The 25,044-nt window shown below is 47.5% G+C and carries 19 protein-coding genes and 1 pseudogene; 9 read left to right on the top strand and 11 right to left on the bottom strand.

Annotation, left to right across the window (positions count from 1 at the left end; translation table 11 throughout):
- Positions 1 to 28: 28 nt before the first annotated feature.
- Positions 29 to 271, bottom strand: coding sequence for a TIGR02647 family protein (locus QTP81_RS12255; RefSeq protein ID WP_289365817.1), 243 nt, complete (start codon positions 269 to 271; stop codon positions 29 to 31).
- 14 nt (positions 272 to 285) lie between these two features.
- Entirely contained in the window at positions 286 to 798 is a 513-nt protein-coding gene (locus QTP81_RS12250; RefSeq protein ID WP_289365815.1) for a hypothetical protein, read from the bottom strand.
- Between the two features lie 93 nt (positions 799 to 891).
- Here QTP81_RS12250 and ubiD point away from each other — a divergent pair, with 93 nt between their 5' ends.
- From ubiD to QTP81_RS12225, 5 genes are read left to right on the top strand one after another with little or no spacing between them, the layout of a single operon-like run.
- A complete protein-coding gene (ubiD, locus tag QTP81_RS12245; protein WP_289365813.1) occupies positions 892 to 2,361 on the top strand; it encodes a 4-hydroxy-3-polyprenylbenzoate decarboxylase in 1,470 nt (489 codons plus the stop codon).
- A 32-nt stretch (positions 2,362 to 2,393) separates the two neighbouring features.
- Positions 2,394 to 3,089 carry an NAD(P)H-flavin reductase gene (fre, locus tag QTP81_RS12240; RefSeq protein ID WP_289365811.1) on the top strand — a complete coding sequence of 232 codons (696 nt, stop codon included), beginning with the start codon at positions 2,394 to 2,396 and terminating at the stop codon, positions 3,087 to 3,089.
- A 24-nt stretch (positions 3,090 to 3,113) separates the two neighbouring features.
- The gene (locus tag QTP81_RS12235; RefSeq protein ID WP_289365809.1) at positions 3,114 to 4,511 is read left to right on the top strand and encodes a M28 family metallopeptidase; all 1,398 of its coding nucleotides are present in this window, start codon (positions 3,114 to 3,116) and stop codon (positions 4,509 to 4,511) included.
- A gap of 2 nt (positions 4,512 to 4,513) precedes the next feature.
- A complete protein-coding gene (locus QTP81_RS12230; protein WP_289365807.1) occupies positions 4,514 to 5,362 on the top strand; it encodes a DUF2797 domain-containing protein in 849 nt (282 codons plus the stop codon).
- Positions 5,363 to 5,422: 60 nt separating this feature from the next.
- Positions 5,423 to 6,451 (top strand): hypothetical protein, encoded by a 1,029-nt coding sequence (locus QTP81_RS12225; protein WP_289365806.1) that lies wholly within the window; start codon positions 5,423 to 5,425, stop codon positions 6,449 to 6,451.
- 39 nt (positions 6,452 to 6,490) lie between these two features.
- Here QTP81_RS12225 and QTP81_RS12220 read toward each other — a convergent pair.
- Both QTP81_RS12220 and QTP81_RS12215 read right to left on the bottom strand, forming a co-directional pair.
- A pseudogene (locus QTP81_RS12220) lies at positions 6,491 to 6,892 on the bottom strand (GGDEF domain-containing protein).
- On the bottom strand, positions 6,870 to 7,127 hold the full coding sequence (locus QTP81_RS12215; RefSeq protein ID WP_289365805.1) for a hypothetical protein: 258 nt from the start codon (positions 7,125 to 7,127) through the stop codon (positions 6,870 to 6,872). Before QTP81_RS12215 ends, QTP81_RS12220 begins: the two are co-directional and overlap by 23 nt.
- Before the next feature lie 176 nt (positions 7,128 to 7,303).
- Between QTP81_RS12215 and QTP81_RS12210 the strand changes: the two genes are divergently transcribed.
- Entirely contained in the window at positions 7,304 to 13,312 is a 6,009-nt protein-coding gene (locus QTP81_RS12210; RefSeq protein ID WP_289365803.1) for an nSTAND1 domain-containing NTPase, read from the top strand.
- Positions 13,313 to 13,364: 52 nt separating this feature from the next.
- Here QTP81_RS12210 and QTP81_RS12205 read toward each other — a convergent pair whose 3' ends face one another.
- The 7 genes from QTP81_RS12205 to prlC form a co-directional block, all read right to left on the bottom strand.
- Entirely contained in the window at positions 13,365 to 14,546 is a 1,182-nt protein-coding gene (locus QTP81_RS12205) for an acyl-CoA dehydrogenase (RefSeq protein ID WP_289365802.1), read from the bottom strand.
- 228 nt (positions 14,547 to 14,774) lie between these two features.
- Entirely contained in the window at positions 14,775 to 14,984 is a 210-nt protein-coding gene (cspE, locus tag QTP81_RS12200; RefSeq protein WP_100644315.1) for a transcription antiterminator/RNA stability regulator CspE, read from the bottom strand.
- A 297-nt stretch (positions 14,985 to 15,281) separates the two neighbouring features.
- Positions 15,282 to 16,916 carry a ubiquinone biosynthesis regulatory protein kinase UbiB gene (ubiB, locus tag QTP81_RS12195; protein ID WP_289365799.1) on the bottom strand — a complete coding sequence of 545 codons (1,635 nt, stop codon included), beginning with the start codon at positions 16,914 to 16,916 and terminating at the stop codon, positions 15,282 to 15,284.
- Positions 16,916 to 17,554, bottom strand: a complete 639-nt coding sequence (locus QTP81_RS12190) for a ubiquinone biosynthesis accessory factor UbiJ (RefSeq protein ID WP_289365798.1) — start codon at positions 17,552 to 17,554, stop codon at positions 16,916 to 16,918. The genes ubiB and QTP81_RS12190 overlap by 1 nt, the downstream gene beginning before the upstream one ends.
- On the bottom strand, positions 17,554 to 18,333 hold the full coding sequence (gene ubiE / locus QTP81_RS12185) for a bifunctional demethylmenaquinone methyltransferase/2-methoxy-6-polyprenyl-1,4-benzoquinol methylase UbiE (RefSeq protein ID WP_289365797.1): 780 nt from the start codon (positions 18,331 to 18,333) through the stop codon (positions 17,554 to 17,556). The genes QTP81_RS12190 and ubiE overlap by 1 nt, the downstream gene beginning before the upstream one ends.
- Positions 18,334 to 18,423: 90 nt before the next feature.
- Positions 18,424 to 19,113: a DNA-3-methyladenine glycosylase I gene (locus QTP81_RS12180; RefSeq protein ID WP_289365796.1), complete on the bottom strand. Its 690-nt coding sequence runs from the start codon at positions 19,111 to 19,113 to the stop codon at positions 18,424 to 18,426.
- On the bottom strand, positions 19,110 to 21,143 hold the full coding sequence (gene prlC / locus QTP81_RS12175) for an oligopeptidase A (protein WP_289365795.1): 2,034 nt from the start codon (positions 21,141 to 21,143) through the stop codon (positions 19,110 to 19,112). The genes QTP81_RS12180 and prlC overlap by 4 nt, the downstream gene beginning before the upstream one ends.
- A gap of 227 nt (positions 21,144 to 21,370) precedes the next feature.
- On the opposite strand from prlC, the gene gorA reads away from it, so the two are divergent.
- From gorA to QTP81_RS12160, 3 genes are all read left to right on the top strand, one after another.
- Complete coding sequence (gene gorA, locus QTP81_RS12170) at positions 21,371 to 22,717, top strand: glutathione-disulfide reductase (protein ID WP_289365793.1); 1,347 nt, start codon at positions 21,371 to 21,373, stop codon at positions 22,715 to 22,717.
- Positions 22,718 to 22,744: 27 nt separating this feature from the next.
- Positions 22,745 to 24,037: an NCS2 family permease gene (locus tag QTP81_RS12165; RefSeq protein WP_289365792.1), complete on the top strand. Its 1,293-nt coding sequence runs from the start codon at positions 22,745 to 22,747 to the stop codon at positions 24,035 to 24,037.
- 178 nt (positions 24,038 to 24,215) lie between these two features.
- Positions 24,216 to 24,947 (top strand): hypothetical protein, encoded by a 732-nt coding sequence (locus QTP81_RS12160; protein ID WP_289365791.1) that lies wholly within the window; start codon positions 24,216 to 24,218, stop codon positions 24,945 to 24,947.
- Positions 24,948 to 25,044: the final 97 nt, after the last annotated feature.

The raw sequence follows: 25,044 nt of genomic DNA, 5'->3' as shown, positions 1-25,044 counted from the left end.
TAACGCGAAGACTTAAACGCCGCTCCACTTAGTTCAAACGCAAACTCAAGGCCATGCGCAAGCGTTGGGCATGCTCAATTAAATCATGTCCCAAATCAGTCAAATAGCCACCGTCCACCTGCGTGATGACACCTTTAGCGTACAAACGCTCGGCAGCATCAATCATGGCTTGGCTTGCATCGTGGTGAATTTTTAAACCTTGCATAAGGCTATCGGTCGGAAATTTTAATAATAGATTCAGTTCATCAATCATGTCGGGTGAAAATGACATGCTTTACTCCTCAGCTACGATGATTGTTTGGTGTAGATCCCTTTAAACAAGGTAGACCACTGCTCACTATCATCAAGTTTGTATTGCCAATGCTGCACCACGGTCCCGTCTGCTTGTGGCTCCCAGCTGATTTGATGGGTTGCAGGTTTACCTGAAGAATCCATCACTTTAGCTGATAACACCATAATTCCATTTTGAATGCCACCGGATAATTTCAAAACCGTACCATTGCGATCCATCCAAGTCTGATGCCATTGCTGCGTCGCGCGGTCATAGGCATTGATACTCATGCCGTAAGGTTGCCCTGCCACTTCGTAGTGTTCTGTGACTACACAGCCTTGGTAGGCACTTACGATTGAGTTAGTGCCAGCTACAGTGCCGTCTGCTTGCGTTACCTGCCATTGCCCAAGCCAAAAGTCGAACTGCCGATATTCCGCTTCTGTACAGGGGGCCGGGTTTTGAGCACTGAGTAGTGGTGTTGTGCCAAGCATTAAAACCACTGCAATTAATCGACGCGAAAAAGCCATAAATCCTCACTTTGTTATAGTGTGATCAGAAACGCGCAATAGCTGGTATAATTCCTACATTAAAGAGTAGTCACAGAATCCTTGCCCTTCAATATGAAATACAAAGACTTACGCGATTTCATCGCGCAACTGGAACAACGCGGTGAACTCAGACGCGTTTCTATGCCTATCGACACTGATTTAGAGATGACTGAAATTGCTGATCGCACGTTGCGCGCCGGAGGCCCAGCCATTTTATTTGAAAACCCCAAAGGCAGTGATATACCGGTTCTTGCCAACTTATTTGGTACTCCGGAGCGGGTGGCATTAGGCATGGGACAAACCTCAGTCGAAGCACTGCGTGAAGTAGGCAAACTGTTGGCCTATTTAAAAGAGCCTGAGCCCCCCAAAGGCATTAAGGATTTATGGGAAAAACTGCCAGTATTTAAGCAAGTGCTTAATATGCCTGCCAAGGTACTCAAAAAAGCGCCATGCCAGCAGCATGTGATTAGCGGTGATGACGTCGATTTGAGTAAGTTACCTATCCAGCGCTGCTGGCCCGGTGATGCAGCACCTTTGATCACCTGGGGTTTAACTGTGACACGCGGGCCGCATAAAAGACGCCAGAACTTGGGGATCTATCGGCAGCAAGTGATTGCCAAAAACAAAGTCATTATGCGCTGGTTATCACACCGCGGTGGGGCATTGGATTACCGTGAATGGTGCCAGCAAAACCCTGATAAACCCTACCCTGTTTCCGTTGCGCTGGGTGCCGACCCTGCGACTATTTTAGGTGCTGTTACACCCGTGCCTGACACGCTGTCTGAATATGCGTTTGCCGGTTTACTACGCGGTGATAAAACTGAGGTTGTTAAATCAGTCAGTAATGATCTGCAAGTGCCCGCATCGGCAGAAATCGTTTTGGAAGGGTATTTACAACCGGGGGAAACTGCACCAGAAGGCCCTTACGGCGACCACACCGGCTACTACAATGAAGTAGATGAGTTCCCAGTTTTCACCGTGACGCATATCACTCATCGCGAGAACCCTATATATCACTCAACATACACGGGCCGTCCACCCGATGAGCCAGCAATATTAGGAGTGGCATTAAACGAAGTGTTTGTGCCGATTTTACAGAAGCAGTTCCCGGAGATTGTGGATTTTTACTTGCCGCCAGAAGGTTGCTCGTATCGCATGGCTGTAGTGACGATGAAAAAGCAATACCCCGGGCACGCCAAACGCGTAATGATGGGGGTTTGGTCATTCCTGCGCCAATTTATGTACACTAAGTTTGTGATTGTGTGTGACGATGATGTGAATGCGCGCAACTGGGAAGACGTGATTTGGGCTATTACCACGCGGATGGACCCAATGCGTGACACCACGATGATCGAAAATACACCGATTGATTATCTCGACTTTGCTTCGCCGGTTTCCGGTTTAGGCTCAAAAATGGGTCTAGACGCCACTAATAAGATGCCTGGTGAGACTGACCGTGAGTGGGGTACGCCCATTGTAATGGACGAAGATGTTAAAGCCCGTGTCGATGCGATTTGGGATGAGCTCGATTTATTGTCATAATACCCGCAGTTAAAATAGAGAAGTTTAATTTAATGACGCACACCACTTGCACAGTGACAAAAATTTCATCGCTCACGCCAGCGATTTTTGAAGTCGTTCTTACACCGCCTGCAGCGGTTGAATTTAATCCCGGCCAGTACTTAAAAGTGGTTATGTCTGATGAAGACGCTCGTCCGTTTTCGATTGCCAATGCTCCGCACCAAACCCCAGAGTTGGTGTTGCATATTGGCGCAACACCAGAGAATCCCTACGCATGGGAAGTGATGGAGAAGTTGCGCAGCGAAGACTCAATTGTGGTTGATGTACCCGACGGCTCCGCCTTCTATCAACCCAGTGAGCGCCCGATTATTTTACTCGCCGGCGGCACAGGCTTTTCATACGTATATTCAATTTTGCAGTCCGCATTGCAACAAAACCCCAATAAAGCGATCGATTTGTACTGGGGTGTACGTAATCAAGCAGACTTGTATTGCGTCGAGCATCTCAACGCCCTAAGTGAACAACACGCAAACTTTCACTTTAAACCCGTAGTGCAATATCCAGAAAGCGAGTGGCAAGGGTTAAGCGGTTGGGTACACAAAGCCGTGATCGACAATACCGACAACCTTGCTGACTACGATATATATGTGGCCGGTCGGTTTGAAATGGCTAAAGTTGTACGCGATGATTTTACCGCGTTGGGTTTCCCTGCCGAGCAATTATTCGGAGACGCTTTTAGCTACCTATAAATTCGAATAACAACAGGACCTCTTATGTCTGCAATTGCCCCGTTTCGCACGTTCGCCGCGACCCTTTTACTAACTAGCGTGGCGGCTAATGCTGAACCTACCGTTGAATACCACGACCACGAAATATTGCACACCATAGGAGTTGCCCCATCGGCAGCCAACATCGAAAGCGATATCCAAACACTGGTTGATTTTGGTACTCGCCATACCTTGAGCGAAACCGAATCAGATACTCGCGGCATTGGCGCGGCGCGACGTTGGATAAAGGCCGAATTTGAACGCATCAGTGCCGAATGCGGTGGTTGCTTGGAAGTCTATTTTCAATCAGATGTAATCAGTGACGAGCGACGTATTCCCGACCCAGTCGACGTTGTCAGCGTGATTGCCATTCAACGCGGTACCACTGATCCAGGCCGATACGTGATCATGTCCGGCGATATCGATTCGCGCGTTACCGATGTGATGGATTTCACCTCTGATTCACCCGGCGCTAATGACAACGCATCAGGCGTTGCTGGTACGCTAGAAGCCGCGCGCGTACTTACTAAATACCAATTTAACGGCAGTATTGTTTACGCCGCACTTGCCGGCGAAGAGCAAGGGTTGTTTGGTGGCCAGATCATGGCAACCAATGCATTAGCCGATGGCTGGCGCATCGTCGGTGTATTAAACAACGATATGATTGGTAATATCGAGGGTATAAACGGTGTAATCAACAATACTACTGCGCGGATCTTTGCCGAGGGCACGCGCATGCTGGAAACGCCTCAAGAAGCTCGTTTACGTCGTTTTACCGGTGGTGAAGTCGATTCACCGAGTCGCAACCTCGCGCGCTACATCGATTGGATTGCCGACCGCTACATTCCCAACCTCGATACCATGGTGATCTACCGCTTAGATCGCTTCCGTCGCGGCGGACATCATCGCCCATTCAATGACCTTGGCTTTCCGGGTATACGCATCATGGAAACCAATGAACATTACGATCGCCAACATCAAGATATCCGTATAGAAGATGGTCGTGCTTACGGTGATACCATTGATGGCGTTGATTTTGATTACGCCGCTAAGCTAACTGGCTTGAACGCATCAAGTTTGGCAAGCCTATCCTGGGCACCATCACCACCAACGGGGGTGACTATCAGTGGCGCGGTTCAGCCCAGCACGACACTGGCGTGGAATGCGGTTGATAAAACCACCAACCCGCACTTGAAGGGTTACAAAATTTACTGGCGCTACACCGATGCACCGCAATGGCAGTTTAGCCGTTTCGTTGGCGATGTCACTGAAGCCACATTGGAAAATGTGGTTATTGATAACTACTTCTTTGGCGTTGCCAGCGTTAGCAAAGACGGCTACGAGAGTCCTGTTGTATTCCCAGGTGCCGCTGGCGCCTTTTTACCCGATCCTGAGGCAGAATAATCATGGCCGTTGTTGGCAAAATTCGCAAAATGCAAGTGCACACTGAAGCGCAATCTGGAGGTTCACACCTAGCCCATTATCAATTACCTGTGGGTGATGAAAAAATTGATATGAATGCTTTAATTGGTCGCAATATCGAGGTTGAACACACCGGTGACATCAACTGCGTACACTGCGATGCCAAAACCAAGAAGAGCTTTAACCAGGGTTATTGCTATCGTTGCCTGATCACGTTGGCGCAGTGCGATAGCTGTATTATTAAACCCGAGCTGTGCCACTACTCAGAAGGCACCTGCCGCGAGCCAGAGTGGGGCGAACAAAACTGTTTAAGCGACCACTTTGTGTATTTATCCAATACCGGCGCACTAAAAATCGGTATTACCCGGCATGTAACTGATGGCGTCTCATCGCGTTGGATTGACCAAGGGGCAACGCAAGCGCTACCCATCTTGCGCGTGTCAGAGCGTTTAGTTAGTGGCTTAGTTGAACATGCGGCCAAAGCGCATATCGCCGATAAGACCAATTGGCGCACCATGCTCAAAGGTCAGCCTGACGATCTCGATATTCAAGGTCGCGCGGAACAAGTACTCAATGCCATTGCGCCGGAAATCGAAGCTATTTGCGCAAAGCATGGCATTCAGGCTGTACAACCTGTTGAGAGCGATCCCATTAGTATCAACTATCCGGTGACTCAGTATCCGGAGAAAGTAAAGTCGATCAATCTGGACAAAACGCCGAGCTTTAGTGGTCAATTGCAAGGAATTAAAGGTCAATACCTTCTGCTAGATGGTGACCGCGTGATAAACATGCGCAAATACGCTGGGTATAGATTGCAGGTTTCGCACGACTAAAGTGAGAAATTTACCGCGCTATTTCGTATACACGTTAATGGTTGAGATTAAGGAGTTGATGTGAAGGCAATTGGTAAGTTTTTGTGTTCATGCACAGTTGGCGCAGGCGTGTTGCTAGCGCCACTGCACAGTTACGCCGATTCATTGAAGTTGGTAACCACAGAGTGGGAAACCTTTACCGATTTAGGCGCACATTCAGAACGCATCAATACCATTGTTGCCGAAGCGATGCAGCGTGCTGGACACTCTGCCACCATCGCAATCGAACGCGAAGCCTTTGCCGCTAGCGGTTTAAATTCTGGCAAATTTGACGGTCGTATTGACTTTATTGATCTAACTGAACAGAGTGACCGGTTTGTCTATTCCGAGCGTTACATTCCGTTGTACTTGCACTTGGTCAGCAAGTCGCCAGACATTGAGCGCGTACGCAGTTTTAGCCAGATCCGCAATGCGCGTGTGGCCGTAGAAAACCGCTACGCCTTTACGCCGGAACTGCGCCTAGTTCGAGAAATCAACTGGTCACGTAATTCCACCTCGTTTGATACTATATACAACATAGCCGATGACCGTAGTAACTACTTACTCACTGATTCGCTTTATTTTGCTGAATTCAACCGTTTGCTGATAGATATTGATCAGGAATTACTCCACCGCAGTGCTCAAAGCCTATTTACCACTGGTTTGCATTTGACCTTAAATCGGCAAGTAGAGAATGCCGAAACCATCCTGCAAGACTTCGACAATGCCATTGCAGCTATGCTGATCGAAGGGCGTTTAAATGAGTTATTGGGTCTGGCTTGGATCAAAGCTGATACTGATGACGATGGCGCACAAGAGCTTATTAGTTCACGTAACACGCATCACTTAAACACCATACTCAATGGTTCGCTAGAAGACGCGACCAATAGTGCATACACGTGGAACAGCAGCCGCACCTCACCCACACAGTTTATCGTTGACGGTGAACGTTTTGCCGATTGGGATGCGGCGCGCCAGTACTTAATTAGCAATGGCCAACAAAACAGCCATTCAGAACGTAAGAGTCACTTGGATCCCAATTCGTATGAAGAGATTTTACGCGCTTGGTAAAGTTTGCTGATTAATAGTTAGTGAGGACAGAGTTAACAATTACTGCGCCCCCTTTTTAGTCTTCAGCGCAGTATCTGCTTGACTGAATAAGTCATCAAACACGTAGTCGCCATTGATGCAGGTTGCAACGCCAACACTTGCCGAGAGTTTAAAGGTTTGCCCCGCCTCTTGAGTATCGATTGCGGCAACACGCCGTCGCAATTCTTCGGCGAGCTCCATCGCGTCATTGGCATTGCGCCCGGGCAGTAAGATACCGAACTCTTCACCGCCGATCCGCGCATATACATCATCCGAACGACAAGCATCTCACAATAATTGTGCGACCGCTTTTAATACCCAATCGCCAACCAAATGCCCATAGCTATCGTTAACCCGTTTAAAGTCATCCAAATCAAGAATGATTAAACTTACCGCGTTGTTAACACTGCGGCAGTACGCCATTGATGGCAAATTGATAACCGCGCAAATACGCCAGTGAATCGCGCTGATAGTCGTTAAGCTGTGAAGTGGATTGTGTTAATTCATCAAGAATTTCACCCAGCGCTACAGCGTCTGCACTGCGAACTTTATAGGCGGTCGCGATTAGCTGATCGAAATTAGCTGACTCGCCTTCTTGCGCTAACACAGGACTAACAATCAGCAGTGCTGACACAAGCATTAATACGCGGAACGACATGCATACCTCTGGATTAAAAAGAAGAGATATCCTAAAGAGACAAGGGCACAGAGTAAACTCGGAAAGCGAAGCTAACCAACTCAACCCCATTAGAAATCTTGTTGCATACTTTGCAACGGCCAGTTTTTTGCTAGACTGATGAAAAAACCAACGTTTCTTCAACTAATGGTAGTGCTATGGACAACCAAACGATACGGATTTTTGTTTCTTCCCCTTCCGACGTAGATGCTGAACGACGCCGTATCAGCCAAGTCGTTGAGCGCGTACAGCAAGATTTCCCGGACGTTAAGCTAGAGGCTATACGCTGGGAGGAAAATGTCTATACCGCTCGCGAAACCTTTCAAAAGCAAATTGTTGCCCCTGACAAAGCCGATTTAGTGGTTTGCGTATTGTGGAAGCGTCTGGGCTCTGAGTTACCCGAAGACTATAAACGCGACGATGGCACCATTCCGACTGGCACCGAGTACGAATTCGAAACCGCGATGGACAAAGCATTAGTCGAGCAGGTACCCGATATTCTGCTGTATCGCAAAACTGAAAAAGTGTTTTACGATGCCGATCGGTTAGAACAAGAAAAGGCCGAAATGCAGGCCCTCGAGGCGTTTTGGCGGCGCTGGGTACAAAACGAGCAAGGCCACTTTACCGCAGCGTTTAAGCCGTTTGAATCGACCGATTTTTTTGAGCAGCAATTTGAGCAAGACTTGCGAGTATGGCTGAAAAACCAAACCCAAGAGGTTACCTGGCCTGAAGCTAAAGGCAGCCCCTATCGTGGCCTACAGGTATTTGAACCAGAGCATGCGCCTATATTCTTTGGTCGTCAGCGTGCGGTGCAAGAAGTACGCGCGCGATTACTCGCCAATTATGAGCGCGACGGCAAGGGCTTTTTACTGCTCGTAGGAGCCAGTGGTTCGGGTAAATCATCACTGGTGCGCGCGGGAATTTTGCCTAAGCTGCAAAACACCCTATCGATGGCCGATGTTGTACAGTGGCGTCACGAGGTTATCAAACCCAGCGAGCTGGGCGACAAACCGATGCAAACTTTGGCGCGACGGATCAGCCAAAGCAGAGTGTTGCCTGAGTTGCTTACCGGAGACTACGACAGCGAAGAAGAAATTGGTGCATTTTGGGAAACCGGCACAAATCAAGCGCAACCGTTAAAAGCTGCACTGCGCCGCGCAAGTCAGGCACTGCAAGAAAAAGAAAACTATCAGCAGCCACCGAAGGTACGCCTGTTATTGGTGTGGGATCAGTTCGAAGAGATTTTCCAACTCGCTGATAATGTTCGCGATGAGCTATTGGCTTGGATCACCGCGTTAGTAGAAAGTGGTCAAGTATGGGTTATTGCCACTATCCGCAGCGACTTTTATCCCGAGATCCTCGGCGTACCGGCGCTGATGAACTTAAAGAAAGACGGTCGCCAATCAGATTTGGGACCACCTCGCCCGCATGAACTCAAAGAGATCATACAGGGGCCGGCTAAAGCGGCGGGGCTGACCTTTGATGTTGACGAGAAAGGTGAGGGCCTAGATGAAATACTACTTGATGAGGCGGAAAATTCCCCCGAATCGCTCCCACTGCTAGAGTTCGCCCTAGAGCAACTTTATTTGCATCGCGACAAAGACAACAAGCAATTGAGTTTTGCCGCTTACCGTGAAATGGGTGGTCTGGCTGGTGCCATTAGTCAAAAAGCAGAATCGACATATGCGGCAATCGACGATCACAGTGAAGATGTATTCAACAATGTAATGGGGCATCTCATTGCGGTGAACGAAGAAGGCCGTGCGACTCGCAAGCAGGTCAGCATTGAGCAGTTTAATGCAAACCCAGCGGAAAAAGCCTTTGTCGAAGCCTTTTTGAACGCACGCTTACTGGTCGCAGATACCGATGATGACGGCCGTACTCATATATCACTGACACATGAAGCGCTTCTGCATCAATGGCAACGCATTAAGACCTTTGTCGCGGCCAACCAAGAATACTTGCGCTGGTACAGCCGGGTCAGCAAAGAGACCAAAATTTGGCACTTAGAAAAGCAAAACAACGCTTATTTATTGCCGAGTGGTAAGCCGTTGGAAGAAGCCAAAATTTGGTTGGATAAACGCCAAGACCAAATGCAGCATGACGTTGCCGAGTTTGTACAACTATCCATTCAACGCGAAGCGGTCAAACGCCGCAACCGGTTCGCGATTGTCGCGGCATCTATGGTGGTATTGATTGCACTGACTTTCCTGTCATTGATTTACGCGAAGAAGGCAGAAGAAGCATCTGAGCAGGCCATGATACAAACCGACATAGCTGTCCGAGAGTCTGAAAAAAATGCATTATTATTGGCCGAAGAGCAGTTTTTAACTGGCGTGGATAAAGGCAATGAAGGTTCAATTAAACAGGCTTTCACGGCCTTTAGTGAAGCACTGAAAGTCAACCCCGACCAAAAAGCTCAAATTGCAGCGGGGCATTTATTAGCACGGCAACTTAAAGCGGTTGAAGGCGATCGCATTCCGTTACCACGTCGCACTGACGATGCTATTTTCTTCGGTGAAAACGATCATATTTTGCACCTCTATAGCCTCTACTACCCGCGCATTTATTCCCGCGAAGACAATTATACAGACTATGAGCCTATCCTTACGTTCCATTACTACGACTGGCATATCAAGTATGCATTCTCTGCTGCAGATGGTAGCTGGCTGGCATTGATCAACAAGAACAGTTTGAATATTTGGGACCCAACCGATGGAAGCCTGATTCGAGAGCTAGATGTATTTGACGAAGATATTGCTGACTTCCATATGGACCCTGTATCTGGCTTTGCCACAATGATCAGCGAAGACGGCTGGTTAGCCGTGTATAACACTGAAGATTGGACACGTCAGCACCAAGACAAGCTAACCCCAATAGAAGATGCCTACTTCACAAGTGTGGTGAAGGTGGGTAACCAGGTATTCAGTGGCGATAACAAGGGCAACATCTTTCGCGGCACGACGCAGAATACGCCAGCGCCTTGGAAAAAACTCGACGGTTATGTTTGGCAACTGCTAACCGACCCACAACAGCGTTTTGTCGCTGTTGCCAACAAAGGCAATACGCTTCCCGTTTATGGCGTTAGCGCAGAAAACAGTGACACCGAGGTTGTATTTGACAATGCCGTGGCATCCATTGACTTTTCTGATGATGGACTGCTCTTAGCCGGTGCGAGCTGGGATGGCACGGTTCGGATCCTCAATCTTACTTCCGGCGAAACCGAAGTTGTCGGAAACATACACAATGGCAGTGTATACGAAGTCAGGTTTTTGGATAGCCGCCGCTTCGCCAGCGTCAGTGCCGACGATACCTTTGCCGTTTACAACCTGGAAACCGAAGAGGTGGAGTATAGTATTGAGCACGATTCCGATGTGGTTGATCTAAGTGTCAGTAGTGATGGCAGCCAAGCAATCACTGTGGCTCGTAATGGTGTCACTCGAATTGTTGATATTTCTGCACAAAACCACCGCGTGTTAGGTAACTCACAAGCCAAATCATTCGTTTACAGTCCTGATGGCAAAAAGGTTACAGTGTTAACCGGAGACCAATTACTTGAATGGGATATCACCAGCGGCAAGCTTCTCACCCAAATCAAAGAGGAATTTGACCAGTTGGTATATTTACCCCATAGCGAATGGATGATGGCGGTTAATGAAGATGGCTTTGTCAGTTACATCAATTCAGGCACTGACGAGACCGATCCTGGTTTCACCGATGCTAAGGTGAATCTACTGGGTTCGAGCGAGAACTATTACTGGAACTATGTAACCACCGACAATGCCGCCGTTGTATGGAAATACATCAATGGCCAAGTAGAAGTAGTCTATGCGGTAGATACTGCTTCACCGGTTATCGCTACTGCCAGTGATACTCAAGATAACTATCTCGCGATTCTCGAAGAAAGTGGCCAATTCAGCATCATAGATGTTGATGAACAAACGGTCTTGGCCAATATTCAATGGGAGCGCCCAGTTGAACAAATCGCGTTTGCGAAGAATGGCGATTACTTTGTCATTCGTGATGATGATGACAAAGTGGTAGCCTGGGAATTGGCCACAGGAACTGTTACCTTTGATATGCGCAACACCCCCTGGCATGAAGCACGAACGTTTATCGCCCATCCTGACTCCTCGTTAATAGCCTTTATCGATAGCTCTACTGAACACGTGTTGTTATTCGATGTTGCAAGTGCAGTGCGCTTGCCTGGACGCATTCTCTCTAGCGGTGATATGGACTTACTGTTCGACCCAACAGGTGAGCGGATCCTAATTTACGGATATCGCGCCGATGAGTACGCTATCCAGTTGATTGATGTAGAGCGGATGAAAACATTGTTTACCTTAGACGGGTTAAACCGCGATGAAGGTTTCGAGCATGTTGCGGCCTTCTCACCTGACGGTACTGCGGTGGGTATATTATCGGAAAATCAGCTCTATCATTTGCGCCTCAAACCATCACTGGAACAAAGCCTGCTGCAATTACGCGGTCAAGACATGGTGGCAAATAAACAGATCTTTAGCCACTCGAGCAAACAGCTGGTGGCTCTGGAATACGAAGATGGCTTCAAACTGTTCGATCTTGAGCAAGGTGCAGAGTTATCTCATAGTATCGATGAGCTTGCTCAAGCTGTTGCCGTTTATCAAATTGTTGACGACGAAAGCCTTGTAGGCTTTAGCACCGAATCAGCCTACAAATTGGTTGGCCTAGACGGACAAGTCAAAGCCAATGTTGCACTAGAGAGTATTCCCGGCGATGCCACTTATCACGCTCCGTCAAACTCGTTAACCTTTGTGTTTGAAGATAGGGTCGAGTTCCGCAGCCTAGACGGTACCCTTCAATGGCAATCTGAGCTAGGTACGAGCGCAACACAGTGGAACGGGCATGTCACCACCAGCAGCGTATTATTGGTGGATGAGAGTAACTATATGATGTTCAAGGCCGCAGATGGAGAACTCCTGTGTCATAAAGTCATAAGCTTTTTCGATCAGGGAGCGTTACCACTAACGCTAACACCGGATACTTCACAAGCTTATGTAATCAATGAGAGCTATGACATTGAACAGTTGGATACATCGTCCTGTGAACATGTGCGTACGATCACTACCAGTGCTGCGCCGCTGCGGATGCAGCTCAATGACGATGGCAATCAGCTGGTCGCTACCATGTACAATCAACCGACCTTTATCTACAACATTGAGACAGAGGATAATCAATCGGCGAATACTCAGCAAGGTGCCGATGGCGCTGAACGGTCCAGCGAAAAACAAGGCAATGCCTCGCAGATCCCCATTAAGGACAATTTCACCCCATTCGCTGACGCATTGGGACCAGAAGGTACTCTGGTAATTTATGGACGCTTGAATAACGAAGTCCTGATCTACCGGTTGATTGAACTTGAGTCGGGTCGCACAATTTTTGAAGAGCCGATCACCAGTCATAATTTCCAGTCGATGAACGGCCTTGGTAGATTTGATGACAAAGACGGATTGTCAGTAAACAAGGAGAGTTATTGGCTGCATCAGGGTGGTTTATTGTTTATGACAGCTCCACCCAAAGGTGATGCCCAGGAGCTACAGCCACTATTACAGCGTGTCAGCGAAATCGACAGTATCGAAGACTGGATGGCGCTGCAACAAGAAATCGTATTACAGCCAAGCAGTGATACGATTAATTGGTCGCAATGGCTAAAACTGCAACTTGAAGACAATACCACTGACGAACTCGCGTGGCGCATTACACCAACCCGACAAACAACTTCTGACTACAAGTGGTTTATCGAGCGGGAAGTCGATCGCGCTGAAAGTGGATACACAGAACAAATGTATCGCAAGGAAATTCATATCGACATGCATACGCGATTAGGTGCAATGTACGGTGACCGTGTATGGCTAGAGGAGTTTCCGACCGATAGAGAGTGTGCAGTAATATATGAAACCGCTGACAATGAGGACATACAATTGCGTTTGCCAGATAGCGAATATGCTGATTATGACTGGATTGAAGCCAGCTCCGGCCGCTCAGTGGCGTTTACGGCAACCGACAATAGTGTGAGACTCGAATTCGCGGTAGATGATCTGCAACATTTCGAAAAAGATCGCTTCCATACACACCCTCGTGCTACGCGAATAGACATACTAGTAGGCGTTTATTGCTCAGTTCAATAAACAAGAGTGCAAGGTCAGAGTAAATCTCAAATTTACTCTGACCCGGTGATAGTTAGAAGAACGCCTGTAAGCCTGTTTGGGCACGGCCTAAAATAAGACCGTGGACGTCGTAAGTCCCCTCATAGGTATTAACTGTTTCAAGGTTAATCATATGCCGCATTATGTGGAACTCATCGGCAATCCCGTTACCACCATGCATATCACGTGACTGGCGCGCTATGTCTAGCGCTTTTCCGCAGTTGTTGCGTTTAACCAGCGAAATCATGGTTGGGTCGAATTCATTACTGTCAATCAGCCGCCCGACGCGCAAAGATGCTTGTAAACCTAAAGTAATTTCCGTTTGCATATTAGCTAACTTGGTTTGAAATAGCTGGGTTTGCGCTAGTGGTTTACCGAATTGTTTGCGATCTAAACCGTATTGACGCGCTGCATGCCAGCAATATTCTGCCGCCCCCATCGCCCCCCATGAAATGCCATAACGGGCCACATTTAAACAGCTGAACGGGCCCTTCAACCCCCGCACAGTTGGAAACATATTCTCATCCGGTACGAAGACCTTATCCATGACTATTTCACCAGTGATTGAGGCTTTAAGCGAAAGTTTGCCGTGAATTTCGGGCGCACTTAAACCCTGCATGCCTTTCTCAAGTACAAAGCCACAAATGGCATTATCTTCAGCGGTATTTTTCGCCCACACCACAAACACATCAGCAATCGGTGAGTTGGTGATCCACATCTTACTACCTGTGAGCAGGTAACCACCGTCAACTTTTTCAGCCCGGGTGCGCATGGCGGCGGGATCGGAGCCTGCATCCGGCTCGGTTAAGCCAAAACACCCTACCCATTCACCTGTAGCAAGTTTTGGTAAGTAACGTTCTTTTTGAGCCTCGCTGCCAAAGGTGTAAATCGGGTGCATAACCAGTGAAGATTGCACGCTCATGGCGCTGCGATAACCGCTATCGACGCGCTCGACTTCCCGCGCGATCAAACCGTAACTCACGTAGTTAGTGCCAGCACAGCCATAACCATCGATAGTCGCTCCGAGTAAGCCCGCTTCACCAAAGGCGTACATGATATCGCGGTCAAACTGACCATCGCGATTCGCTTGCAGTACGCCCGGCATCAACCGCGCCTGACAAAAATCATGCGCGCTATCGCGCAACATACGCTCTTCTTCAGAAAGCTGTCTATCCAACAGCAGTAAGTCATCCCAAATAGGCAATGGTCGTGACATGTAAGGTACCTTGTAGCAAATGATTGGAGGTCTTTGCACCTCTATTTTGGTCACTAGTATAACTGAAATACGCGCTGCGCTGAGGTGAAAAAAACCAAGTAATTGACAGGCGTCAATAAGCCCACTTAAACAGTGTTGAATCTAATAAATTTGCAAATATGGGTAAAAGGGAATGAGGGGGATTAGAAGGATTAGTGATGGCCTGACGGCCATCACAAAGAAACTCAATTAGATAGTTTCAACGTTTGCTGCTTGAAGACCTTTTTGACCTTCTTCAACGTCGAACTGAACTTTTTGACCTTCTGGAAGTGTTTTGTAACCTTCTGCAACGATTGCGCGGAAATGTACAAATACATCTTTACCACCGTTATCTTGAGTTAAAAAACCATAACCTTTATCAGCGTTAAACCACTTAACGGTGCCTGTAACTTTAGACATGTAAAACCTCAATTAAATTGTAACTTGCGCACCCTGCGCATCTTTCGCCTTCGATTAACTTGAATATTTTGAGGGTCAACACGTACGAATGGAAAACTTCTTACAACAAATCACTAAAGTAACTTGAGATGTTTCATAACACTTGCAGCTTGTAACTCTATAAACACGTCCGTCAAAGACAATAGAACTATACCACCAATTACTGATTAAGCTATCTTATTTGGCGTAAAATCAGCAAATTATCACGAAATTGTCATATTTCAGGCAGTCATCGGATGAGTGACCGGGAACTTTTAATTAGTTAGATTTTGCCTGTCGATAGGCATACAGCCAACAAGGGATCCCGAATGAAAGCAGTACTGCAGAGGCACTCCAATGCAGTGGTGTTATCGGCATTAAAGCGGCCAAAATAAAGAAAGTCGCACCTACAGTGGTGGCCAATTGTGCTTTGTGCTGTTTGCGTTGCACTATCATTTGCTGCTCAAACTGGCGCTGCTGTATCTCTGGTAAGGTGCGTAACTGTTTTAAGCTGTCATGGATCAAATCAGGCATGTCGGGCAGTTTTTCTGACCAGAACGGTAGGTTCTCTTGGATCTTCTTCAGCATGGCTGACAAGCCGATTTGTTCTTTCATCCAGTTCTCCAAGAAGGGTTTTGCGGTTTTCCACAAGTCGAGTTGTGGATAAAGCTGACGACCTAAGCCCTCAACATACAATAAGGTTTTTTGTAGTAACACTAATTGTGGCTGCACCGTCATATTAAAACGGCGCGCCGTGTTAAACAGTTGCATCAACACGTGACCAAAAGAAATATCCGCCAGTGGCTTTTGAAAAATTGGCTCACAGACTTTGCGGATCGCCATCTCGAAATCATCGATATTGGTATCGTGTGGCACCCAGCCTGAGTCGGCGTGCAGCTGCGCGACTTTGCGATAATCGCGATTAAAAAAGGCAATAAAGTTTTCGGCCAAATAGCGCTTATCGTCACGGTTTAAGGTACCCACTATGCCAAAATCAATAGCGATGTATTGAGGGTTTTGCGGATGCTCAGTGGATACGAAAATATTACCCGGATGCATATCAGCATGGAAAAAACTATCGCGGAATACTTGTGTGAAAAACACCTCTACGCCGCGTTCAGCAAGTAATTTAAAATCGGTATTTTGCGCTCTTAGCGCTTCGATATTAGCAATCGGAATACCGTAGATGCGCTCCATAACCAAGACGTTTTCACGGCAATGGTCACTGTAGATATGCGGTACATAAAGCGCTTCAGAATTAACAAAATTGCGGCTTAACTGGATACCGTTGGCGGACTCGCGTAGTAGGTCCAGTTCATCTTTAATTGTGCGGCGATACTCGGCGACCACTTCTACCGGACGCAGGCGCTTACCGTCGGGCAGCCATTTCTGTAGCAACTGGGCGAAGCTTTGTAATAACTCTAGGTCAGCATCGATAGTAGCTTCGATATCCGGTCGCAAGACCTTGATCACTACATCTTTACCATCGCGTTTGAGCTTCGCAGCGTGCACTTGCGCTATGGAGGCCGAGGCTAGCGGTTGTTCCTCAAATTGACTGAACAGTTCATCAAAATGGCGGATCCCCAATGCTTGTTTGATAATGCGCTGCGCCTCGTCTGAGTCAAACGGTGGAACTTTGTCCTGTAAGTAAGCTAACTCATCAGCGATATCTGGGGGCAACAAATCGCGTCTGGTTGAAAGCATTTGCCCAAACTTAATGAATACCGGCCCAAGGCTTTGTAGTGCCAGTCGTATGCGCTTACCGTTGGATTCTTGCGTGTGTTTGTTGCGGATCCAAAACATCGAATGACGGAACACGCGTGCGTACCACGGCATAAACCGCTTTGGTATCAGCTTATCTAAGCCGTGCTCTAGTAAGATAGCGTTGATTTTATACAGCCGGAACAATCGCATTAGGGGGCTTTCTTATTCTCTAATTGGGTGATCCTAGCCGCTAAACGATCCACGTCATCGCGCAGTTGGCTAACTTGATCACCGAAATGCATAACTTGCAACCGGTGTGCCGCTAAGCGCTTCTCATCGATGAGAGCCGTGCCAAGGGTTTCGGCAAATTGCTGCAGTTGCTGACGAGCAAACTGATCAAATGATTTGGCTGTTTTCACTAGCTGGTGTGCGGCAATATCGCCTAGGTGTTCGGACAGCACCTCTTCCCAATCGATATCGAGCTCTTGAAACAGTGCACTGACATGCTGAGCAATGTGCATATCGCCACTTAAATCGAGCTTTTCTTCGCGAATCAATTGGGTAATTTTACGCGTATCACGCAGCTCGGGCATGGTGCTAATTGAAGTTTTAATCAAACACTCATTGGGCGCATTACGCTCAAGTGCTTCAGCCCAGCTCACTTGCGCCTCGTGAATACTGATATCACCTTCAAAGGCCAATTCAATTGGCCACTGGACTTCATCTAGCCATACGATCAGGCGCTTGCCGCGCAGCTGATGCAAGCGTTGATGACTTTGTGGATCGAGCTTTAGCAGTGGATTAATGACCGTTTCAGCTAGAGCCTGTAGCACTTGGGCGGTGGGCATTAAAACTTAAATCCTCGGTGTAGGGCAACAATACCGCCAGTGAGGTTGAAATACTCAGCGTTGTCGAATCCCGCCTTGACCATCATGTCTTTAAGCGTCTCTTGATCCGGATGCATGCGGATAGATTCAGCTAAATATTGGTAGCTATCGGCGTCGTTTGCCACCAGTTGCCCCATTTTCGGCAATACGTGGAAAGAATACGCATCGTAGACTTTACTCAGCCATTCTTGAGTAGGCTTACTGAATTCAAGCACCAACAAGCGACCGCCGGGCTTAAGCACGCGGAACATTGAGGCTAATGCTTTGTCTTTGTCGGTTACGTTACGCAAACCAAACGCAATAGTGATCAAATCAAAATGGTTGTCAGGAAATGGTAATGCTTCAGCATTGGCCTGCACGTAATCAACATTGCCAACAATGCCTTTGTCACGTAATTTGTCGCGACCGACTTTAAGCATCTCGCGGTTGATATCCGCCAAAATAACTTGGCCTTTTTCACCCACCAAGCGGGAAAACTTAGCGGCTAAGTCGCCAGTACCACCGGCCAAATCCAACACGCGCTGACCACTGCGCACACCGCTACAATCAATGGTGTAGCGTTTCCACACGCGGTGAATACCCATCGACATCAAATCGTTCATCAAGTCATACTTGGCGGCAACTGAATCAAACACATCTGCCACCATCGACGCTTTCTGCTCAGTGGCCACTTGTTTGTAGCCAAAATGCGTGGTTTCGCCAACCTCGTTAGTGGTGTTAGGAGTAGACTCGGTTGTCATGCTGTTTCCCTGTTCGAACATCAATCACAATATACGCGCAAGTCTACCGAAAAGACCGCCGTAGCAACAGGTTTTATTGACGTTCAGTGCCTAATTGATGTGGTTATCACCACAGCTATAGGCGAGCAATTGACTTAGACTTTGCAGCGACCAACCGCTTTGCTTTTGCCAATTTAAAAAGGTTTCGTTGATCGTCTTTAAACTGCGTTTACTGCGCGGTGAACCTTCAATCAGTTTGTGCTGAGTGAAATAATCTTCAACATCCTTACTAAGCAAAAAGGTGTCTTTGCCTAAAAAGCGCAATGCATACGGTCCAGTATTACCACCTAAGCGAGCACCGTGTTTTTTGAGGTATTCCCATAAACCTGTGATGTCATCCCCTGGCCAATCGGCAACAAACTGCCCAAAGCTACCATGTGCGCGACTGACATCGGCAATCATCATGGCATTATCTCGAATCGTTTTGACTTTGTTATAGTTGCGAATGATGCGCTTATCGCCGGCTTTGCGCTCAAGCATCTCATCTGGCATTAACAGAATTTTTTCGACATCGAAGCCAAAAAAGATCTCTTCAAAGTCTGGCCATTTCTGCCGCACAACGCGCCAAACAAAGCCCGATTGAAAGACCTTTTTGGTAAATTCAGCTAAAAATCGATCGTCGGGTATAGCCGCTACCTCTTCAGCGGATAAAGGCTGACCGATCAACCTTTCTAACGCCGCTTCTCCGCCCTTGCGCTTAGCTGCACGGGCGTAGATTGCAGCGAACGGTTCGGCACTCATGCGGCAATACCACTGTGGCGCAGTAGCGCGTCTACTTCAGGCTCTCTACCACGGAAGGCTTTGAACAGAGCCATTGGCGGTTGGCTACCACCTTTTTCCAAGATATTGGTGAGAAAATCACGGCCAGTTTGTGGGTTAAAGATCCCTTCTTCTTCAAAGCGACTAAACGCATCTGAAGACAGGACCTCAGCCCATTTGTATGAGTAATAGCCGGCGGCATAACCACCCGCAAAGATGTGCCCAAAACTGTGCTGGAAGCGATTAAAGCTTGGTGGCGTTACCACGGCAACTTCAGCGCGAATACCATTTAGGGTGGCTTGAACATCTAGTTCAGCTGTTGATTGCTGATGGATAGCCATATCAAACAAGCTAAATTCGATCTGTCGCAACATTTGCATCGCCGATTGATAATTACGCGCGGCTAACATCTTATCGAGCAGATCCTTTGGTAGTGGCTCACCGGTTTCATAGTGACCTGAAATCAGTGCTAAGGCCTCTTCTTGCCAACACCAATTCTCTAAAAACTGGCTTGGTAATTCGACAGCATCCCAGGCCACGCCATTGATACCCGATACACCAGCAACCGTGACTTTGGTTAGCATATGGTGAATGCCATGACCAAATTCGTGGAATAAGGTCACCACTTCGTCATGGGTAAACAGCGCTGGTTTACCGCCGACCGGGCCATTGAAATTACAAGTTAAATAAGCGACAGGGGTTTGTATGCCTTGCTCGGTTGCTCGTCGCACGCGGCACTCATCCATCCAAGCACCACCGCGCTTACCCTCACGCGCGTACAAATCGAAGTAAAAGCTGCCGCGCAATTCATTGTCAGCATCGAAGATATCGTAAAAGGTAACATCCTCATGCCAGGTATCCACATCATCACGGGCTTTAATCGTTAGACCATATAATTTACCTACAATCGCAAATAGACCGCTAACCACTTTGTGCTCAGGGAAATAGGGGCGCAGCTCTTCATCTGAAATGGCGTAACGCTGTTGTTTAAGTTTTTCGCTGTAGTAAGTAAGATCCCAAGCTTCAAGGTGCTCTACACCGTATGTTTGCTGGGCAAAGTCTCGCACATCTTGCAAGTCTTGCTCAGCTTGAGGTTTAGAACGCTGGGCCAAATCGGTCAAGAAGCGGATCACCTGCTCTGGTGTATCAGCCATTTTAGTCGCCAGTGAACGCTCGGCGTAGGTATCAAAACCCAATAGTTTAGCGGCCTCTTCACGCAATTGTAGGGTTTCATCGATGATCGCTGAGTTGTCGAACTCTCCCCCATTAGGGCCTTGCTCTGAGGCGCGCGTCGTGTAGGCGCGATACATTTCCTCGCGTAGTGCGCGATTGTCGCAATACATCATCAGCGGTAAGTAGCTAGGAATATCTAATGTGAATAACCAGCCTTCTTGCTCCTTGCGCTCGGCAGCTTGCTTGGCTGCAGCAAGTGCTGATTCCGGTAAACCTGCAAGTTCGGCTTCGTCTGTTATCAATTTGGTGAATGCCATCGTGGCATCTAGCAGGTTGTTACTGAATTTGGATGCAAGTTCCGAAAGCCGCGATTGGATCTCAGCATAACGCTTTTTCTCGGCGTCAGGTAACGCAACGCCTGAAAGAGTAAAATCGCGCACCGTGTTGTCGATGCTGGTTTTTGCAGCCAGTTCGAGATCGGCAAATTCTGGACTGTTTTGTAAACTTACGTAGGCGTCGTATAGCCCTTTGTGTTGACCGACCCAAGTGCCATATTCAGATAGCAAAGGTAAGCAGCTGTCGTGTGCCGCACGCAACTCGTCTGAACTCACCACTGAATTCATATGTGAAATGGGTGACCACAACCGATTGAGAATATCGTCTTGTGCTTCAAGACGCTGAATAAGATTGGCGTAGCTATAATCTTGACTTGCGACGACTGCATCGATCTCGCGTTTAGAATCTTCGATAACTCGTTTGACAGCGGCTTCGATGCCGTCTGGCTTAACAGCGGAAAAATTAGGCAATGGCTGTTGTTGTTGTTCAGTAAAATTTTGCACAGTGATCTCTCTTAACCTGTCGATGTTTAGTTAACTGTGGGCACAACCCCAAAATGCAACGTACGGCGAAGTTTTTGTTCGTTATTTTTTCAGTACACGGGTTGAATCTCCGCAAGATCAATCAATACTTAGAACCGAGACGTATTTGATAGACATACTTTGTTTGAAAGTTTTTTCTATGTAAAGCTATCTGAATAGCATCCAAATGACCTAAATCAGGAATAATAATGCAAGAGTTTGATTATATTTGTATTGGTGGCGGCAGTGGCGGTATCGCTTCAGCCAACCGCGCATCGCGCTACGGCCAAAAAGTCGCACTTATCGAGGCCAAAGCGATTGGTGGTACTTGCGTAAATGTAGGTTGTGTACCCAAAAAAGCCATGTGGTATGGCGCTCAAGTCGCTGAAGCTATTCATCAATACGCACCTGATTACGGTTTTGATGTGACGGTTAATAACTTTAGTTGGGAAACACTGGTGGCTAGTCGTGAAGCCTACATTAAGCGCATTCACGGCTCTTATGACCGTGTGCTAGCCAACAACAATATTACGCGGGTCGAAGGTTTTGCGAAGTTTGTTGACAATAATACCGTTGAAGTAAACGGTGAATTGTATCGCGGCAAGCATATCCTCATAGCTACAGGCGGATATCCTCATCGGGACACCGTACCAGGTGCCGAGTATGGGATTGATTCAGATGGCTTCTTCGCACTTAAACAGCAGCCGAAGCGCGTAGTTGTGGCGGGCGCTGGTTACATTGCAGTAGAGCTGGCCGGTGTTATGCACAGTTTAGGCAGTGAAACGCACTTGATCGTACGCAAGAATGCACCGCTGCGCAGTTTTGATCCGATGTTGACCGAAACCTTGACCGAAATTATCGAGCAGGAAGGTCCGCGCCTGCACAAATTCCATGTGATCCAAGAGATAATTAAACACGACGACGAATCACTCACGGTAGTGCTAACTAACGGTGAAAGAATCGATACCGATTGCTTGGTCTGGGCTATTGGTCGTCGTCCAGCTACGGGTAACCTCGGTCTTGAAAATACTGATGTTAAAACCGACCTGAAAGGCCATATCATCGTCGATAAGTATCAAAACACCGACGCGCCCAACGTCTATGCAGTGGGCGATTGTATTGGCAAAGTCGATTTAACCCCAGTTGCTGTTAAGGCGGGACGACTATTGTCAGAGCGCTTGTTTAACAACAAGCCTGATGCGCATATGGATTACGACATGATCCCAACAGTGGTATTTAGCCATCCGCCTATTGGCACTATTGGTTTGACCGAACCACAAGCAATTGCCAAATACGGCGATGAGAACATCAAAGTGTATGAATCGAGCTTCGCAGCGATGTACACAGCGGTTACCAAGAACCGTCAAATCACTAAAATGAAACTGATTTGCGCGGGCAAGGAAGAAACCGTTGTCGGCTTACACGGTATTGGTTTTGCCATGGATGAAATTTTGCAGGGCTTCGGTGTAGCAATGAAAATGGGCGCAACTAAAGCCGATTTCGATGCCTGTGTAGCTATTCACCCAACAAGTGGCGAAGAGTTTGTTACGATGTAGCTCAAAACTGCTGCTGAGACCCCCTAAATGCTAGAAAAATTGTTCAAGCTGCAAAGCTATGGAACAACTCCCAAAACCGAGGTCATCGCTGGTTTAACAACCTTTTTAACGATGGCCTATATAATTTTTGTTAATCCCGCGATGCTGGCTGATGCAGGGATGGATCGAGGCGCAGTGTTTGTTGCCACCTGTGTGGCTGCGGCTATTGGCTGCTTCATTATGGGTTTTGTGGCTAACTACCCAATCGCGCTTGCACCAGGCATGGGGCTAAACGCCTTTTTCACTTATGGTGTGGTGCTCGGTATGGGACATACCTGGCAAGCCGCGTTGGGTGCGGTTTTTTTGTCTGGTATTTTGTTTTTGCTACTCAGTGTGCTGAAGGTCCGCGAGTGGATCATCAATGCTATACCGCGAACACTAAAGCTGGGGATAGCCGCAGGTATTGGCTCTTTTCTCGCTATGATCGCACTTAAAAATGCCGAAATCATTGTTGCCAATCCAGCCACTTTCGTAACGCTTGGTGATATCACTCAATTTGGCCCGTTAATGAGTATCCTTGGCTTCTTTATTATCGCTGCCTTGGCTGCTCGAAATATGAATGGCGCAGTAATGATTGCGATTCTAGCCATTACTGTGCTGGGTCTGCTATTTCGTGATGTGGAATATACCGGCATGGTATCAACACCGCCTTCTCTGGCTCCGACCTTTATGCAAATGGATATTGCAGCTGCGCTTGAACTATCAATGTTAACCGTGGTGTTTGCGTTTTTGTTTGTCGACTTATTCGATACGTCGGGCACCTTGATTGCCGTCACTCAGCGCGCTGGCTTAGTGGATAAAAACGGTAATATAGAACGATTAGGCAAGGCATTATCCAGTGATAGCTTGGCAACCGTTGCGGGCTCAGCGTTGGGCACTTCAACCACCACCAGCTATGTAGAAAGTAGTGCCGGTGTCGCTGCTGGCGGCCGCACGGGTTTGACCGCTGTAGTAGTTGGTATTCTGTTTTTACTCAGCACCTTTTTTGCCCCTCTAGCTGGCATGATCCCCGTTTACGCGACAACCGGTGCATTATTTTACGTAGCAATTTTGATGCTGCTGAATCTCAAAGACATCGATTGGCAGGATATCACTGAAGCAGCACCTGTTGCCGTAGTGCTGTTATTAACGCCACTCACGTTCTCAATCGCCCACGGCATTGCTTTGGCGTTTATTACTTACACAGCAGTCAAAGCACTATGCGGCAAATTTGAGCAAATCAGTATTAGTGTCTGGATCTTAACCGTGCTGTTTGTACTGAAGCTGGCATTTATTAGCTAACGCGTTTTGTCATCAGATTAAGGACAGCGCCGTAATTACGTGCGGGGATGATGCGTAATCCTCTTGTAGGATTCGATCCCCAATCAATGCGGCAACGGCTTATCGTTGATACCCTTTTTCGATCAATACTTACACTTTCACAGTATGCAAGTTAATAGCAATAGAACCTGAGTCCAAAGTGAAGTCGTTACTCCTCCTGCCCTTATTTTTCAGCAGTCTTGTGTTGAGTGCCCCCGTTCGCGCAGATTACATGCAGGGGTGTGAGGATCCTGAGTATCACCAATATATAGCGCAGCGGTTTGAATATTTTGAATCGAGAAACCGCCGTTTGTTAAACGATACACTACGAGACTATGAAGCGAGTTTGTCGAAGGAAAGCAGTCTATATCAAGTGATCACGAATTTAAGTCGACACATTAAGTACAGCGCGCAATTTGAGCCGATTGAAACGGTTCAGTTAAAGATAAGCCACGCGTTTAAGCTCGCCAGAGAGATGAGTACAGAACAAAAAATAGCTGGCGAGGTTGTCGATGGTTTCGGAAGTCAAAATCATTATGTTGACATTGCTAGGGCATGGCTTGCTTATCGGCAAGGAGATCTCGACCTAGCATTCGAAGAACTTCTGATTGCCATAGATGATGTCGACTCTGCTTTGTTGGGCGCGTTTGGCCCTGATTTTGATCTCGTCAGACAACTTTATAGCGATGGCCACATTGAACCGGTAGTCACTTATATTAAAAAAACCGAATTGTTCTGGACTGGAAAACGCCCGAATGAATTGCGAGATGCGTGGCTGGAAATGATTGACGCTGGCTGTAAAATCCAATTCGATTCGGTTGATGTGATAAAAGCCGAGCAATTAGGCGTCAGATCTATCAATGTTCAAGAAGCGCTAGGCTTGGATCGCTGAAGGCATCTGCCTCAGCATTTACAGAACCTAAAAGACCATAAATTCAAATGGTGAGCCTGAGGTTATCTCTCGTTTGAGAAGGTTCCTCTTTAAGTTG

It is taken from the genome of Neoalteromonas arenosi, from assembly GCF_030362855.1.
In the GTDB taxonomy this organism is placed as follows: Bacteria; Pseudomonadota; Gammaproteobacteria; order Enterobacterales; family Alteromonadaceae; genus Alteromonas_E; species Alteromonas_E arenosi.
Note: the sequence above shows the minus strand (reverse complement) of the source record. Positions and strands in the feature narration are given on the sequence as shown.